Raw genomic sequence first — 16,518 nt, 5'->3', positions numbered from 1 at the left:
AATAAATACTTTATATTACAAATTAAGTAAATATTTGATGTGAGGTTTGATGCATCGGTAATGTAGAAAATACAACATTGGTAACCACTATAGCCCATCTGTCATCACGAAAGCTGAATGACTCTAAAATCGCGCATTTTGGAGTTATGAATACCAGTTGTGAATCAATCGATAGTCTCCAAACTACAACATCAGCAACATCCAGTCTACTTATCAGCTTCCAAATGCTCCAAAGCCGCCTCAAATTCCTCACGCGAGATCTGAAACATCGCACAGCGCTTATAAAACTGCTTGCCATTGCAATAGCCAATTCCTAACGCTTTACCCACAATCAGCCGGCGAGACGCCGCCTCAGCATGAACAATCAACCCTGCGGTCACGAGATCCGCCATGGTCAGCTGTGAAACCGCACCATCATATTCCGTACGAAGGCTCTGAAGAGCCTGACGGATCGTCTCAGGCGTCGCATTCTCGACGCCAATATCACCCTTGTACTCAGCCTGCTCCTGCGTAATGAAGGCATGCTTGCAGCCAGGCACCTTGGCTGCCACAATCTTCCGAATCCGTTCACCAGCGTGATCCGGATCCGTGAATATAATAACGCCTCTGCGCTGCTGTGCAAGTGCAATACGCTTTAGCACGGCTTGCCCGATCGCAGAGCCGCCTGTTTCAATCGTATCCGCCTCTACCGCTCGGCGAATAGCAGCTGTATCGTCTTTGCCTTCGACGACAATCACTTCTTTAATCATAAGCGGTTCCCTTCCCAGTACCAAGGATAAACGACTCCGTCGTCCTTCTGGGACGAGCGCGTTTGTCAAGGTTGATTGCGGAGCTAAAGTATAGAACTTATACTTCCATATTCAACGCAGAAAAGAAGAGGGGTCCCCTCTTCTTTTGCCCAAGTTGTTACTTGGCAACGTATATATATGACATTCTTCCCGCCGAAACAGACGTTTACACGTTAATTTTCAGACGGCTTTTTCGGTCCTACCACATACACGGTGTACCCTTGCTTCGTTCCGAATTTATTGGCATAACCATGATCTTCAAAGAAGACATCAATCATTTGACCTTTCACGCCGCTGCCAATATCTTCAGCACGGCGGAAGCCAATGCCCTCAATGTAAACCCACCATCCCAATGGGATCACTTTCGGATCAACCGCAATCGTACGGCCTTCTGTCACGGTAGTACCTGTATAGGTTTTACCGAAACCAGGAGCTCCCTCGGATTTACCTGTAGATTCAGCGTCTGCCGAATAAGCAGTCAACTTCACATTCTTCAGAATTTGTTTGTACCCAAATGTTACACCATTCTTCGAAACCTCATCCACACTAGGTGAGGATGACGAAAGAACGACAACTGGGTTTTTCGTGCCAACGGACACGACTTTATTAATACTTTCTGTTTTTACTTCTTCACCCACAACTGCTTCCGCGACTAGAACACCATCTTCGAAAGTCTTTTCTTTCTTCTTCACGAGTACGCCCTCTTTACCTTCTTGGACGACTTGCTCTTTGCCTTTGAGCAGCGATGCGTCGCTCTTCTTTTCCGTATCGAACGCAATCGGCTCAGTTACTTCCTCCGTCTCTTTCTTCACACGGACGATTTTGATTTCATCGCCTGAGCTAAGAGCGGCTGTCGGTTCGGGAGTTAAACGATCGTGCTCCCCAAGTGCAATATGTAAACGTTGCAATGCACTTTCAACCGTTCTTGCAGTTGTGTAAACAGTGGTGGTCTTTCCATCAGCAGTCAATTGAATCGGTGAGGCATGTTCGATGACAATTTTGTCTCCACCTTTGATTGTTGTCGTTGGCGCAGCAGAAATTTCATCGTGTTCACCAATCTTTATGGCTTGTTCATCCAGTAGGCGTTGCAGGACCCATTGTTTTGTTTGCACAACGGTTTCTTTTCCATTCACAACCACGGATACGCTCTTGGTAGCCGTACCGTACAACAACACCAAAAACATGAAAGCCATTGCGATTGAAATTATGGCTAAGCTTAAAATCAAACGCAAGTTTTCATGCTTCCATCGCAATGCGAAGGACATGCTGGATGATCGTTTTACATGGGTCTCGCTAATTGAGATACTGCCCACTTCTTCGGTCCTCCTTCAAAGCCTCGCCGCCAGGTTACAGCATGATTAGATTTGACGCGACTAAGGTTTTTTAGTTTAACTTAACGTGTTCGCCATCAGCAGTACGGTGCTATACCGCTGCCTTCTGGTCGTCCCACACCAGTTTGCCTATTCAACATTCATATGAATTCCGGGCAATTTTTAGTCGTCCGAAATGTGTATAGCCCTTTATGAAGACAAAAAGCCAGCAAGAAGAGGACTCTTCTCGCTGGCTTAGTTTGTATAGTAAAATACACAAATAGCACGCACGACAATCGTTACCTCTCTTACGCTTACGAGGTTAGCTGACGGATTCGGACGTGAGAGTCGCCCTACTATAAGCATACGAAGTATGCTCAAAGATTCACCCCTGTTACTCACTCTGTTCACTCAAGAAGCATGCTTCTTCAGCTTACAGTGGTTCCCCCGTTCCCATAAATGGAACTCAGCGAATGGAAAAATGGCAAATTGGATATTAAGTTATTATGAAAAGTATATTACGCTGTTAATCTTAACCTGTAAAGGGATTAACACCTACTAAAAAGGGCTAAATCGACTAAAATTCAATTAAATAAGCAATAAAACAGCCCTATTTCTACTTATATCTCACTATAACGTACGTATACTAACTCTTTTCAACTTTTGAGCCCTAAACTAGGCTTAAATTACAAATTTGTTTATAATGATCGTATAGGAAAGCGATTCATAAATACCAATAATTTGCTAATCAGGGAGGCAATGAGATGGGCTCCATTCTACAAGTTGACTCTTTATACGGGGGATATTTACCAAACAAACCCGTTCTTCATGACCTAACCTTTTCTATCCGTCAAGGTGAAATGATGGGTCTGATCGGACTTAATGGCGCCGGTAAAAGTACGACAATCAAAAACATTCTCGGCCTGCTTCAACCGCAAAAAGGATCCATTCGAATCAACGGACTAACTTTAGCTGACAATCCTGTATCCTATCGCGCCACCTACGCTTATGTACCCGAAAGTCCCGAGCTTTACGAAGAGCTTACGATCCGCGAACACCTTGAGTTAACCGCTATGGCCTATGGCTTGTCGAAGGAAGACTATTTGGCTCGATCCAGCTCTCTTTTGGAGCAGTTTCAAATGAAGGACAAGCTAAACAGCTTCGCCAGTCATTTATCCAAAGGAATGAAACAGAAAGTCATGATTATGAACGCATTTCTGATCGAACCCTCGTTATATATAATCGATGAACCCTTTCTCGGCCTCGACCCTTTAGCGATTCGTTCCTTACTAGAATTAATGGTCAAAATGAAACATAAAGGAGCATCATTCCTCATCTCTTCGCATATTTTGTCTACGATTGAAAAATATTGCGATAACTACGTTGTCCTTCATAAAGGCCACATGGTTGCTCAGGGTGATTTAGTCGAATTACGCGAGCAAACCGAACTCCCGGGAGCATCACTAGACGACATTTTCTACAAACTCGTACAAGGGGATTCATGATGATAAATATGGACATCAACACCCGTACCTTATGGCAGCAAAGATTCGAATATTATATGAAGGAATCCATGGGCTATTGGCAATATGCAGCGCGCAGCAATTTTATCGGTCTCGTGTTGTTTCTTGTCATCATTTCTTCCTATTATTATGCAAAAATACTACAGCGTCTTCCGACAGATTATCCCTATCTGTGGATCGTGCTTTTGCTGCTCGTTCCGCTTCTATCTTCAAGCCCCATTCGTACTTTGGTAAGACAAGCAGACCGCATGTTCTTATTACGGATCGAACATCAAATGGGCGCTTATTTCCGAAGTGGATTCATGTACAGTTTGGCACTGCAAGCTTTTTGGACATTTATCGCCTGGGTTATTTTATGGCCGCTTTATCACCATTGCCTCGGCGCTTCAGAACAGCATTTCTTACTGATGCTTGCCCTACTTCTTCTATTAAAGATTGCTAATTTATTAGCGAGCTGGCAGGAAAGCCGCTTTGCTCATGAGCGTACACGTTTAGCTTCGGTTAGCTTTCGCTGGATGGCAACAACCGCTCTCATTTCGCTGCAATTTCTAACCAGCATTTTATGGGCAAGCGGGGCTGCACTGCTTCTCATTTTCGTATGGTTAGGAGCTGTTCATTTCGTATCTAAATACGTCATCGGCTGGGACTACTTGATCATCAAAGAAAATCAGCAGCAAGCACGGCTTTATGCCTTTTTCAGCTGGTTCGTCGATGTGCCTCAGTTGGGAACGCGAATAGCCCGCCGAAGTTGGATCAGCGGGATAACACGGTTCATACCTTTTAGACAAGATGCTGCCTATTTGTATCTATATATGAAGACATTGCTGCGTACGGAGCTGTTCGCGATCATACTGCGTCTCACCTTGTTAGGGGTACTAGCTATTGCCGTTTCAAGCAGCGGTACTGCAAGGACATTGATCTTCCTAATCGCCCTTGTGATTTCTCTTGTTCAGTTATCGTCACTCGAGCGTGCTCATCGGTATACGTTCTGGCTGGAGATGTACCCGCTCAATCCAAATTCGAAAGGCGGTTCGCTGGCCTTCATCATTTGGTCGGTCTTGCTGCTGGAGCTATGTATCTTGACAATTCCACTTATGATTCGCTCTTCACCAATCTATCTGCTCGTTCCACTCATCAGTCTCATCTTCATCTCTTTCATCTGCGGCATTGTGCTTCGCCGCAAGTTCGAAAAAAACGCTTTACTTGAGACCTAGCAATCGAATGGCATTGTTAGTTGTTATTTCCGCAATTTCTTCCAAAGTCACCCCCCGAATTTCCGCGGCTGTCTCAGCTACCAAGCGAACATAGCCGGTTTCATTGCGCTTGCCGCGGAAAGGATGCGGGGTCAGATAGGGAGCATCGGTCTCAATTAACAAACGATCTAATGGAACTTGCGCCAGCACTTCCTTCGGTTGCCTAGCGTTCTTAAACGTAACTGGACCTCCAAAAGAAATATGAAAATTCATATCCAGACACTGTTTAGCCGTCTCCCAGCTTCCTGAGAAGCAATGCATGATTCCCCCCACTTCCTCGGCCTTCTCTTCTTTTAAAATGTGCAAAATATCTTGATGGGCATCTCGATTATGTATGACAATGGGCATCCCCAATTTACGTGCAAGACGAATTTGCTCCCGAAATACCCGCTGCTGCACATCCTTCGGCGACTTATCCCAGTAGTAATCCAGTCCAATTTCCCCGATGGCGACAACTTTCTCATGCTTGCACAACTCTTCGATCCATTCTAAGTCACCTGGTCTCATATCAATAGCATCAACAGGATGCCATCCTACCGTAGAATAGATGAAATCGTACCTCTCGGCGAGGGCAATTGAACTAGGTATGGTCTCCCGATTGAAGCCTACATTGACAATTCTCGTCACCCCGGCATCCAACGCTCGCTGAATCACTTCATCTTGATCTTCATTAAATTGTTCGGCATTTAAATGTGTGTGTGAATCCGTTAGCATAATCGTTCTCCCTTATGTTGAATATTCTGCTGCACTTGCTAAATCTAGCTAATCTTGCTCACCAAGCAGTGCCCATAACTCAGGATAATTGGTTGCGTTCAAGCGTTCCAACAGCTCCTCTGGATAATAAACATGATGCTTACCCATTTGGAATCCACTGATGGACTGAACAATCTCAGATCGATGCGTAATTTCCGTTAAAGTCTCCTTATGATCCAGCAGAAAAATAGGCAAATTGTCATCCGTTTCCCCCGGTCTATACACGTCATAAGATTGATTCGATGGAAAATCAATTTCCATATAATAAGTAGGGTCGAATCCGACCTCAGCCATCACTTTTTCCATCAGCTTAATTTGACGTTGATTAGACTCATCAAAGGTACTGTATTTGTACAACTTACGATCCAAAAACCGTTTACACATATCGGCCAAAATAGGATCTTTCTCATTACTCCAGAAAGTTAACATCGTCTGCATAACAGACTCATCCAATAACAAATAATCTTCGAGCGAAATTTTATTCTGAATCAGATGCAAAATGGGCTCAACCATAAATCCAAACGTATAATTTTCTTCGTATAAATGTTTGGCACGCGCAAAAACTTTGTGCAGCAAAATTTCTGCACTACGTGTCACGGGATGGAAATACACCTGCCAGTACATTTGATAACGGGACATTAAATAGTCTTCAACAGCATGCATGCCGCTTTCCTTGACAACAATATGCCCTTTATAGGGCCTAATAACACGAAGAATCCGCTCCAGATCGAATGTGCCGTAATTTACACCAGTAAAATAGGCGTCACGCAGTAAATAGTCCATGCGATCAGCATCCAACTGACTGGATACAAGGCTAACCACAATTTCTTCACTATACGATTTACAAATAACGCCCGCCACTTTTTTCGGAAAATCAGGTGACACTCGGCTTAGCACTTTATTCACATCGGTATCTCCAAGGACAATTCTGCACGACCAGTCTTCATGTTTCGTTCCGAAAGCTTTTTCAATGGAGTGCGAGAAAGGCCCGTGACCCAAATCATGCAGCAATGCCGCACAAAGGCAGAGCAAACGTTCCTCTTGAGGCCAATCCTCATAGTGATTGCGTTCGAATTGTGAAATAATTTTCCGAGTGATTTCGTACACACCGAGTGAATGAGAAAAGCGACTATGCTCAGCGCCATGAAAGGTTAAATAAGAAGTGCCCAATTGCCTGATGCGGCGCAGTCTCTGGAACTCGCGCGTATTAATTAAATCCCAAATCGTATTGTCCTGCACGTAAATATATTTATGAACCGGATCTTTAAAAACCTTCTCTTCCTTCATCCATTCACAACCTCTCTTTAGCAAATTTAAATAATTTCGACAATTCCTTTCGTTACTTCGACATTTCTGTCACATTTTGTCGAAATGCATATTCCAATTTCTCTGTCATACTAGACTAGTCTTTAACTTCGTAATTTAGAACTTTCCAAGGAGAAAGAATGTAATATATGATTTACATCCCCTTATTCTACTTGGTTTTTCTCATATTTAAAACAGAAATCCTATTAAAAATTTTTTTGAATAACAAGCTAAAATAGACGAAAATATGGTTGACTATTTTGGGAATCGTTGGTATCATTAGGCAAGAAGATATGTCGAAACATGACGATATTGATAAATTTTTGATAAAATCGAAAGGGGTTTATATATATGATGAAATCTACGGGAATTGTAAGAAAAGTTGACGAATTGGGTCGCGTTGTTATTCCAATCGAGTTGCGCCGCACGTTGGGTATTGGTGAGAAAGACGCTTTGGAGATCTATGTAGACGGCGAGCGCATCATGTTGAAAAAATATGAGCCTGCTTGTATCTTCTGTGGCAATGCGGAAAACGTTTCATACTTCAAAGGAAAAATTGTTTGTCATATTTGTTTAGCAGAAATGCCAACACCTGTGACAAAATAAGAAAAGTAGTATATAATAGAAGTAGCACTTATCCTATTGGTAATTCTAACCTTTTTCATATCTCCTCTAATCTCTAATTTGTTGGCTTTGGCCACGGATTAGAGATCTTTTTTTGTCCGGAGAACCATATAGCCACCAAGTGCGGCGGGAACGCTGCACTTCCCGCGCGCCTTAGCGCTCGAGTAGTGCATTGTACACATCACGTTTGGAGAGCCCGCGATCGCTCGCGACCAACTTTAGTGCATCCTTGCGATCGCTCCCGCTTTGCTCGTAGTGCTCAACATGCTCGCCTAGCGTCATCGCCTCCCACCAGCCATCCGCTGCTTCGCGGGCTGCCTTCTCCGATGCGCCTTCGGCGATCACGCAGTACTCGCCTTGAGGCGGGTACTGCTCTAAGTGCGCGAGGCACTCTGCGATGGTGCCCCGCAGGAACTCCTCGTACCGCTTCGTCAGCTCGCGGGCGAGACACACCCGGCGCTCCGCCCCCCACACTTCCGCCATGCGGGTAAGTGTTTTCTCCACGCGGTGCGGGGACTCATAGAATAGCAGCGTATCCTGCGTATGCTGCAGCCCTTCAAGCACCTTCGTCTGATCCTTTTTCTCCCTGGGGAGAAACCCGACGAAGGCAAAACGCTCTGTCGGCAAGCCTGATGCAATCAGCGCCGACAGGGCCGCATTCGCGCCGGGGATGGGCACCACCGGCACGCCCTGCTCTACGGCCATCCTCACCAGGTCATAACCTGGATCGGAGATGGCCGGCAGTCCAGCATCGCTGACGAGCGCGATGCTCTGCCCTTCAAGCAGCAAGCGGACGAGTTCGGGTCCGCTTGCCTGCTTGTTGTGTTCGTGATAGCTGACGAGTCGCGTAGCGACCTCGAAGTGCGTCAGCAGCTTGCGTGTTTGCCGCGTGTCTTCAGCGGCAATCATGCTCACTTCCTTCAGGGTGCGAATCGCACGGAAGGTCATATCTTCTAAGTTGCCTATCGGTGTGGCAACCAGGTACAGCGTGCCTACGCCGCTTCCATCCTCGCGATAGCTCTTTTGCACATTCAAGCTCACTATTATTTCCCTCTTCACTTTTTTATGATTGCTTACGAAGTAAGTTTTCTACGAAAACTCTAAGGAGCTTCTGCCCCCGTAGTAAATTTCTTTCAGCTCTTTACAGTACTCTTGATTGTCATCATAAACAATAAGCGGTGGTAAGGTACGGATCTCAGGCTTTCCATCCTTCATTCCCTCGATCAACACCATCATCGCTTCTTCCCCAGCACGTGCGTGCACATAGCGAATGCGCTTCGGTTCAAGACGATACTGCCTCATTAAGCAGCAGATATCGATTAATCGTGTAGCCCGGTGGACCATCGCTACTTTACCGCCAGCCTTCACCAGCTTTGCGCTTGCTGCAATGACATCTTCCAAGTTGCAATATATTTCATGACGAGCCGCAGCGAAATGCTCATTGACGTTCTGCTCACCATTTGGCACAGGCAGATAAGGAGGATTCACCGTTACGGCATCAAATTGGCCATGACCCAAGGTTTCATGAATGGTTTTCAAATCCCCTTGAAGCATATGCAGCCGCTCTTCCAATCCATTAATCTCTGCATTGCGAACCGCCATATCCGCGAGCCGTTCTTGAATTTCAACGCCCCAAATCTCAGCTCGTGTTCGCGTTGTTAAGAGCAGAGGGACGACCCCGTTGCCCGTACATAAATCAATCATGCGCCCCTTGGGAGCCACACTACAGAATCGGCCTAGCAGGACGGCATCTAGTGAAAAGCTGAACACTTCATCACTCTGAATAATTTTCAAATCATACGTCAATAAATCATCAATTCGTTCGGTAGGTCGTAACTGTACTTGCTTCATACGTATTCTCCGTCATTTCCTTTCTAGTCTGCTCATTATGGAAAAAAACCGTAAGGCATACACCCCTACGGTCAAAATCACTTATTTATTTAAAAAGGATAAGCAAAACAAACAATCTCCCTCGGTCCGAAGGTGTCCATAATACACATTGCAAATATGAAAACCTTCATTATACAAGCGAGTCAAATTATCATAACCTGCTCCAGGTAACGGAAGTGGTTCTTCCGCCTCTCCTACTGGCTGCTCGACAATCGTTTCCTCTTGTCTGATCAGTTTGCGGAGCTGCTGATTTTCGATGCTTAATCTCTTATTTTCTTCGATGAGGTTAATGATTTGTTTCTTTAAGGCACCCAACTCGGCATAAGTGGCACCCATTCGTTCTTCGATCCCATCTATTTGTCCAAAAATATCTTGTTTATCCACGCTTTCACCTCTAGTGCCATGCATGCTTACTGGCCAGCGCCTCCTTGGATACTTTGCCTCTACTCTTGTTCTACTACATCATCGAATGGTAAATCAAGTGCTTTACCAAGATCAAACAATTGAACCTTTGCGGTACGCTCTTTGATATTCAACCCAAGCACCTTACCATTACCGAAAGAAGTGATTACTTGTCTACCTACGGTTGGCAGTGAATCCTTTGCGCTCTCGTAGTTATCATGTTCATATTTCAAGCAGCACATTAACCGTCCGCATAATCCCGAAATCTTCGTTGGGTTAAGCGACAAGTTCTGGTCTTTCGCCATCTTAATGGATACGGGTTCGAAATCACCTAAGAACGAGGAACAGCATAGAATTCGCCCACACGGACCTATACCCCCAAGCATCTTCGCTTCATCCCGTACGCCAATTTGACGTAATTCGATTCTGGTCCGGAAAATACTCGCCAAGTCCTTCACGAGCTCGCGGAAATCAACGCGCCCTTCAGCCGTAAAATAAAAAATAATTTTATTGCGATCAAAGGTATACTCTACGTCTACGAGCTTCATCTTAAGACTATGGTCTTTAATTTTCTCGTGACACGTTTGGAACGCATCTTTGGCTGCTTTCTTATTTTCTTCAACCAAATCAGCATCCGAGTCATCCGCAATGCGAATCACCTTTTTGAGAGGAAGAACGACGTCATTTTCTTTGACAGTCTTCTTTCCAACCACAACTTTGCCGTATTCAACTCCGCGAGCGGTTTCAACAATAACGGCACTTTCTTTCTCAATCGGCAAATCAATCGGATCAAAATAATATATTTTACCCGCTTTCTTGAAGCGGACGCCAACTACCGAATACATCTTACACCCCCTGCATCTCCACGAGCATTTTCTCTATAACCAGCTGAGAATTGGCGTTGAAACGCAGTCGTTTTTGTAAATCTACGGCTTGCTCCATCATACGCACCCATACTGAGACATCCCGGCTGAACGCGAGGGAGCTCATCCAGTCCAGCTGATCATTATAAACAAGCTTATCTCTGCGCTCCAGGCGCAGCTGCACCATATCTTTAAACCAGAGAATCAACAAGTCGAAAAGACTCGACATATGATCCGCTAGCTCCGTTTTCACAATCCGTTGCTGCACCGTAATCATGGAAGTAGGGAAACGTGTGAGCGTCTCCTTAGCTAATTGTAACACTACGGTTCTCATTTCTGCAAACCAATTCGCAGCAATTAAATCCCTAGCCGCTTGCAATCCTGCCGTTAAATGTGCGGCGGGCTGAACAAGCGATGCAGGATGACCCTCTTGCAAAAGTGTCAAGACCATTTGCTCACGCGGCATTGGCGTGAAATTAATCCACTGCGCCCTCGATTGAATCGTCGGCAGCAGGGCGTTGCCATTCTCTGTAATGAGTATCGCGACCACACGTGAGGTCGGTTCTTCTAGAAACTTCAACAGGCTATTAGCAGCCTGTACCGTCATTTTATCCGCATGATACAGGATATATATTTTGGTTCCGGAGGCTGTAGCGCGGTAAGCAAACTCCTTCTGCAGCTCACGAATTTGCTCGATCTTAATCGAAGCTCCATCAGGCGTAACCATGTGTAAATCCGGATGATTACGATGCTCGACCTTACGGCATTCCAAACATTCACCGCATGCCTCATCAGTCCCGTGTTGGCAGTAGATCGCTTTGGCCAAGGCTATGGCCATTTCCGAGCGTCCAGTTCCTACTGGCCCGCTAAATATATAGGCGTGAGACAGCTTGTCTTGCCGCAGCCCGTTCTGCAGAAGCTGCTTAGCCGCTGCTTGCCCCGGTATGGCTTGAAAGGACATTAGAAATACGCTCCATCCCTAAAATAACAAGTTAATCAGCATTCCTCGGATTTCACCGATTTTGTGCAAAATTTCAATTCGACCCTGCTCGTTTTCTAGCAATTCATCTGCTAACGAAAGCAGTTCTAGATCGATTTCCTCCAAAAGCTTATATCGTTTCGAACGGCCGCGACGATCCCAACCCTTCGTATCTCTTAAATTGACACCACGGCGAGCTGTTTCCTCTAGAAACTGCTTAATCAACAGCTTGTATTGCAAAAGCTCTCTCACCGTCATTGCCCGCGACAGACGATCACCCTGCAGCGTAATTTGCTGCACCATTTTGGATAATTGCTCCTGCGTAAATTTCTCATCCTGCTGCTGCATAATGTCAGAGAAATTCCGGGGGGCCATCTGTGGTGGCGGGACGTTCTCATTCACTTTGACGTTCTTACCGATGGGCTGCCACCCCGGATTAATTTTCAAGACGCATCCATCCTTGTGTATGTCTGATCTAAACCTTGTATAAAAAGATCGCCGCCCTTATCTAACAAGGAACAGCGCTTATCAACTTAGTAATGCTCGAAGCGCTCTACCGGTAATACGAAAACCGCGGCTCCACCCACTTGAACTTCCACAGGGAATGGAATATAGGAATCCGTCGTTCCTCCCATTGGAGAAACCGGTGTAACAAGCTGTTCCCGAATTTTGCAATTGGTGCGAATGACCTGCATGACCTCTTGCACCCTCTCATCTTCCGTACCAATCATAAAAGTCGTGTTTCCCGCACGTAAAAATCCACCGGTACTTGCCAGTTTCGTGGCGCGAAACCCTTCTTTTATCAAAGCATTAGAGAGACGGTTACTGTCCTTATCTTGTACAACGGCTACGACTAGTTTCATGGGTGATTCCTCCCTTTTATTATAAACTAAGAATGGATTTTCTGCTTTAACCGGAAATATGTTCCTCAAGCAAACGATTACAATCCGTCCATATATCTTTGGCAATCTCCTCTTCGTTACGGTTTGCATTTACAACTCGTACTCGCTCAGGATGATCAGCTGCAATCTGATGGAAACCTTCCCGTACCCGGCTGTGATAATCTACATTTTTCTGTTCAATGCGATCCAACTGCTGGGCATTCACGCCTGTGCCCGCTGCTCTATGGTGAAGTCTCGCCAAGCTTACTTCCACTGGCACATCTAAGATGTATGTTCTAGTTGCTTGTAATCCCGAACTGGCATAACGTGAGATGGCTTTAACCATATCTACATCTACGCCTAATCCGTAAGCCTGATAAGCAACACTCGCATCAATGAAACGATCACATAGCACAATTCGGCCAGCAGCGAGTGCCGGAAGAATTAACTGATGTACATGCTGTGCTCTAGATGCTGCGTAAAGCAAAACTTCCGCTTGATCCACCATCTCCTTATTCACAGGGTCAAGAATAATACTGCGGATTTGATCACTGATTGCCGTTCCGCCTGGTTCTCTTGTAACGAGGACATCACGTCCTTGCTGCTTAAGCTCCTCAGCTAATTTCTTAAGCTGTGTTGTTTTCCCAGCGCCGTCCGGCCCTTCAAACGTTATAAATATTCCGTTCACGCTTCCTCCTGCATGCTGCTTTACCAGATCTTAGAATGTTTTATGTGTATATCTTTAGCTTTTGTGTCTGTCCAAATTCGGTCCCTTGAAACTTGATTCCGTTTGCGGCCAATTGCAATAAGGCTTCGGCCACAGAAGCCGAGATGATTTCGCCAGGGTATAAATAGGGAATTCCCGGTGGATAGGGGATTACCATATCCGCAGAACGCTTCCCGACCGCCCCCTGAACACTAACCTGACTAAACACGCTGTCTCGTGATGCTTTTGAGATATCTTTCATATCAAATGCAACTGGAGAAGAGATTGGAGTGTAGTAGGGTAATTTAAGTATATTCGAGATTGGCGCTTGAAGTTCCTTCTTTTGTATCGGAACGTCCAAACAAATGTTAGTTAATGCTTCGACAATTCTTAACATATCCTCTCTCGTGGAAGCAGGGGTGAAAACAAGAAGCACTTGACGTCCGTCCGTCATTTCGACAAAGCAGTTTTGAGCTTCTAGTCTTTCTTTGAGTTCAGTGCCAGATAACGTATTCGTCGCATCATAGATGGCTATTTTAAATGGATCTGCTGTTTGAACCTCTTGACTCTGATTTACCAGAATCTCTCGTGGGTGGTATCCAAATACGGTAAGCCCATCAAGCAGCGACCTGAACTCTTTTACAACAGCTAGTCCATGATCTAGCCAGTTTCTGCCTTCTATATGCATCCTCTTCCTAGCCAAATCTAGTGATGCCATTATAGGATAAGAGGGACTTGAGCTCTGCAGCATAGCAAGTAACTGTTGAATTGCCCTTCGATCTATCCGTGGTCCTTGGACATGCAGCATAGCCCCCATGGTCATTGCCGTTAGCATCTTGTGCGTGGATTGTACCACAGCATCAGCACCTTGCGATAACGCGGAAGCCGGCACCTCATGATGAAACCCATAGTGCGCCCCATGCGCTTCATCTACCAACAGCAGCTTCCCCTGTTGATGCATCAACTCCGCGAAAGGCTTGAGATTGACACCATTACCGTAGTAATTAGGATTAGTTATAAATAGACCCTTAGCCTCTGGATACAGCACTAGCGCTTGTTTAACATCTTCAATATATAGACTTGTGGCCACACCTGTTTCCGGATGAATGCCAGGAGCTATGAACACTGCCTTGGCACCGGCTAGCATAAGCCCATGAATGACTGACTTATGTACATTCCTCTGCACAAGAATGATATCATCTTTCCCACATACGGCAGAAATCATGGCTAAATTGCCAACCGTACTCCCGCCTATCAGAAAATACGTTTCCTCGGCTCCAAAACAATCCGCCGCTAGCTGCTCGGCTTCACGAATGACACCTTCAGCATGATGTAAATCGTCCAGGCCCGTAATTTCCGTATAATCGATAGACATCACCGTCTTAAGGAAGCTTGTCCCTTCATCCAACAAGCCCTGTCCGGATTTATGACCAGGTACATGAAAGCTTGCAGGGTTCCTATCGTGATGGGCGACCATGGCTTCAAAAAGCGGCGCGCGTAACTGTTTAGCATGTTGGCTGCTCATGTTTGACACGACTCCTTGAGCTCCGTGAGCTTTCTATTTTATACCCTTATAGTAGTGGATTGACGCAAAAAAAACAAAAAAGCTTCCATAAGAAGCTTCCCCATTAGTTCATATATTGTTTCGAGCTGCCGATATAAAATGCTTTCTTCATCTGCCTCACAAAAAACGGATATTTCTGATCATTTACATTCGTTTTGACCATCTCACTACTGCACTCATCACAGATAAAGGCCATAATAATATGAATTCCCCCAATCCGCTGCTGCTCACAGATCATACATACCCCTATTCGATTCTCCTCCATATGATCACCCCACGATCTTTTACTAATAGTATATCCGAATCGCAATTCTCCTAAACTAGCTAAACACTCATATTTGGGAAGGTATGTGCCGATATAGACTTATATCAGGTTAACCGCCTTGCGGAGGTCATCAGCATGTCAACCAAACAGGAGCCAAATCTCTCCAAACAATCTACCATTTATAGCTATACTTTAATGAAGCGAATATATCATTCCTTGTATAAAATAATTGTTTATTTTATGCTGCTGATCCTAGCGGTCTTTTACAAATTTGACCCTACGAACTGGCTGTCGCTCTTAGTCAGCTATCCGCTTCTTCTTATCTTTCATTCTTTACTCATCCGGCTCTATTTTCAGTTTACGATTGGAATGGCTATGAGGGGCTGGTCTTACCGTTGGGGGGTCTTTTGGTGTGGATTCTTGCCAGAGGGAAATGCCTCCATTCGACTGGTATCCAAAATACAGCTTACTTTATTTTGGATTGGTATTGCTATGATTTCACTTCTTTATCCGTGGATACCTGACAAATGGTTAATCCATCTCACGATCTTTCATGTCTGGATGCTTATGCCGCGGCTGTGGATGCTTTACCGATTTCGCCCGTACCGCAAAGCTGGATTGATTAAAATCACAGATAAGGACACATCTTGTTACATGCAGTAGCCGTTCTTGAAATGTTGTAGATAAGAGCCCGTAGGGGCTCTTATTTGTTATAAAATATGAATTGATGGCTGAATAGCAGTCTTTAGGAGCTTCTATTCTGTTGATAAACGCTGAAACACACCGCTTTTTTGAGAAATAAGAGCCTCTAATGTATGCTATTTCCTTGATTTCACTAATAACAAAGGAAATAGAAGCCTTTCGAGACTTCTATTTGAGAATTTGGTTCATTAATTCCACAACCCTTGGTATTTACACATTTGGACTTATGAACTATTACTTTTGCCCACCACATCTATTTGTACAAATAGAAAAAGAACCCCACTAGGATTACTCCATGTAAGGTTCTTTTATTTTGTGCTTGGCAACGTTCTACTCTCCCAGAACCCTGCGGTTCAAGTACCATCGACGCTGGAGGGCTTAACGGTCGTGTTCGATATGGGAACGCGTGGGTCCCCTCCGCCATCATCACCAAACAGTCAAAGCGTGGTTTGCGCCTTGAAAACTAGATACGAAACTTGCGTAAAGTGAATGCTTAGGGTAATCATTGGGCCCCAATCAAGTATTCGGCATACGCTACAGAGCTTTTGCTTCACTTGGTTGGGATTGTTTGGTTAAGCCCTCGACCGATTAGTATTCGTCAGCTGCATGCATTGCTGCACTTCCACCTCGAACCTATCAACCTCGTCGTCTACAAGGGGTCTTACATACTGGGAAATCTCATCTTGAGGGGGGCTTCGCGCTTAGATGCT

General features: G+C 45.1%; 18 protein-coding genes, 2 rRNA genes and 1 riboswitch. Of the genes, 4 read left to right on the top strand and 16 right to left on the bottom strand.

The annotated features are described in order from the left end of the window. Positions 1-206 precede the first annotated feature (206 nt). Positions 207-749, bottom strand: coding sequence for a ribonuclease M5 (gene rnmV / locus G519_RS0134640; RefSeq protein WP_029198502.1), 543 nt, complete (start codon positions 747-749; stop codon positions 207-209). A gap of 212 nt (positions 750-961) precedes the next feature. Then, on the bottom strand, positions 962-2,101 hold the full coding sequence (locus tag G519_RS0134635) for a 3D domain-containing protein (RefSeq protein WP_029198501.1): 1,140 nt from the start codon (positions 2,099-2,101) through the stop codon (positions 962-964). A gap of 293 nt (positions 2,102-2,394) precedes the next feature. Next, positions 2,395-2,580, bottom strand: a riboswitch (cyclic di-AMP (ydaO/yuaA leader). 282 nt (positions 2,581-2,862) lie between these two features. On the opposite strand from G519_RS0134635, the gene G519_RS0134630 reads away from it, so the two are divergent. Both G519_RS0134630 and G519_RS0134625 read left to right on the top strand, forming a co-directional pair. Next, complete coding sequence (locus tag G519_RS0134630; RefSeq protein ID WP_029198500.1) at positions 2,863-3,603, top strand: ABC transporter ATP-binding protein; 741 nt, start codon at positions 2,863-2,865, stop codon at positions 3,601-3,603. After that, a complete protein-coding gene (locus G519_RS0134625; RefSeq protein WP_029198499.1) occupies positions 3,600-4,835 on the top strand; it encodes an ABC transporter permease in 1,236 nt (411 codons plus the stop codon). The genes G519_RS0134630 and G519_RS0134625 overlap by 4 nt, the downstream gene beginning before the upstream one ends. Here the strand turns inward: G519_RS0134625 and G519_RS0134620 are convergent. Together G519_RS0134620 and G519_RS0134615 are read right to left on the bottom strand one after the other, a co-directional pair. After that, positions 4,821-5,588: a TatD family hydrolase gene (locus tag G519_RS0134620; protein ID WP_029198498.1), complete on the bottom strand. Its 768-nt coding sequence runs from the start codon at positions 5,586-5,588 to the stop codon at positions 4,821-4,823. The two genes, G519_RS0134625 and G519_RS0134620, sit on opposite strands and share 15 nt — an antisense overlap. A gap of 48 nt (positions 5,589-5,636) precedes the next feature. Continuing rightward, the gene (locus G519_RS0134615; RefSeq protein ID WP_029198497.1) at positions 5,637-6,914 is read right to left on the bottom strand and encodes an HD domain-containing protein; all 1,278 of its coding nucleotides are present in this window, start codon (positions 6,912-6,914) and stop codon (positions 5,637-5,639) included. Between the two features lie 369 nt (positions 6,915-7,283). On the opposite strand from G519_RS0134615, the gene G519_RS0134610 reads away from it, so the two are divergent. Beyond that, entirely contained in the window at positions 7,284-7,538 is a 255-nt protein-coding gene (locus G519_RS0134610) for an AbrB/MazE/SpoVT family DNA-binding domain-containing protein (protein WP_028557356.1), read from the top strand. Between the two features lie 171 nt (positions 7,539-7,709). Here G519_RS0134610 and rsmI read toward each other — a convergent pair whose 3' ends face one another. The 10 genes from rsmI to G519_RS0134560 all read right to left on the bottom strand — a co-directional run bounded on the left by rsmI (position 7,710) and on the right by G519_RS0134560 (position 15,106). Then, on the bottom strand, positions 7,710-8,597 hold the full coding sequence (rsmI, locus tag G519_RS0134605; protein ID WP_029198496.1) for a 16S rRNA (cytidine(1402)-2'-O)-methyltransferase: 888 nt from the start codon (positions 8,595-8,597) through the stop codon (positions 7,710-7,712). A 48-nt stretch (positions 8,598-8,645) separates the two neighbouring features. Further along, on the bottom strand, positions 8,646-9,407 hold the full coding sequence (locus G519_RS0134600; protein WP_029198495.1) for a tRNA1(Val) (adenine(37)-N6)-methyltransferase: 762 nt from the start codon (positions 9,405-9,407) through the stop codon (positions 8,646-8,648). Positions 9,408-9,488: 81 nt separating this feature from the next. Next, a complete protein-coding gene (gene yabA, locus G519_RS0134595) occupies positions 9,489-9,830 on the bottom strand; it encodes a DNA replication initiation control protein YabA (RefSeq protein WP_029198494.1) in 342 nt (113 codons plus the stop codon). A 59-nt stretch (positions 9,831-9,889) separates the two neighbouring features. Continuing rightward, complete coding sequence (locus tag G519_RS0134590) at positions 9,890-10,693, bottom strand: PSP1 domain-containing protein (RefSeq protein WP_029198493.1); 804 nt, start codon at positions 10,691-10,693, stop codon at positions 9,890-9,892. Between the two features lies 1 nt (position 10,694). Beyond that, a complete protein-coding gene (gene holB, locus G519_RS0134585; protein ID WP_029198492.1) occupies positions 10,695-11,672 on the bottom strand; it encodes a DNA polymerase III subunit delta' in 978 nt (325 codons plus the stop codon). Between the two features lie 18 nt (positions 11,673-11,690). Continuing rightward, positions 11,691-12,137 carry a YaaR family protein gene (locus G519_RS0134580; RefSeq protein ID WP_029198491.1) on the bottom strand — a complete coding sequence of 149 codons (447 nt, stop codon included), beginning with the start codon at positions 12,135-12,137 and terminating at the stop codon, positions 11,691-11,693. Between the two features lie 86 nt (positions 12,138-12,223). Then, entirely contained in the window at positions 12,224-12,553 is a 330-nt protein-coding gene (locus G519_RS0134575; protein ID WP_029198490.1) for a cyclic-di-AMP receptor, read from the bottom strand. Positions 12,554-12,599: 46 nt separating this feature from the next. Then, positions 12,600-13,259, bottom strand: coding sequence for a dTMP kinase (tmk, locus tag G519_RS0134570; protein WP_029198489.1), 660 nt, complete (start codon positions 13,257-13,259; stop codon positions 12,600-12,602). Between the two features lie 40 nt (positions 13,260-13,299). Further along, positions 13,300-14,802 (bottom strand): aminotransferase class I/II-fold pyridoxal phosphate-dependent enzyme, encoded by a 1,503-nt coding sequence (locus tag G519_RS0134565; protein ID WP_029198488.1) that lies wholly within the window; start codon positions 14,800-14,802, stop codon positions 13,300-13,302. A 103-nt stretch (positions 14,803-14,905) separates the two neighbouring features. Further along, entirely contained in the window at positions 14,906-15,106 is a 201-nt protein-coding gene (locus G519_RS0134560; protein ID WP_029198487.1) for a sigma factor G inhibitor Gin, read from the bottom strand. A 135-nt stretch (positions 15,107-15,241) separates the two neighbouring features. Here G519_RS0134560 and G519_RS0134555 point away from each other — a divergent pair, with 135 nt between their 5' ends. After that, positions 15,242-15,769: a hypothetical protein gene (locus G519_RS0134555; protein WP_029198486.1), complete on the top strand. Its 528-nt coding sequence runs from the start codon at positions 15,242-15,244 to the stop codon at positions 15,767-15,769. Positions 15,770-16,125: 356 nt separating this feature from the next. Here the strand turns inward: G519_RS0134555 and rrf are convergent. Both rrf and G519_RS0134545 read right to left on the bottom strand, forming a co-directional pair. Beyond that, positions 16,126-16,242, bottom strand: a 5S ribosomal RNA gene (gene rrf, locus G519_RS0134550). A gap of 134 nt (positions 16,243-16,376) precedes the next feature. Continuing rightward, a 23S ribosomal RNA gene (locus tag G519_RS0134545) occupies positions 16,377-16,518 on the bottom strand; the annotation flags it as partial.

It is taken from the genome of Paenibacillus alginolyticus DSM 5050 = NBRC 15375, assembly GCF_000422905.1.
Taxonomy (GTDB): domain Bacteria; phylum Bacillota; class Bacilli; order Paenibacillales; family NBRC-103111; genus Paenibacillus_E; species Paenibacillus_E alginolyticus.
The sequence above is the reverse complement of the archived record's forward strand: the minus strand, read 5'-3'. Positions and strand labels throughout refer to the sequence as shown.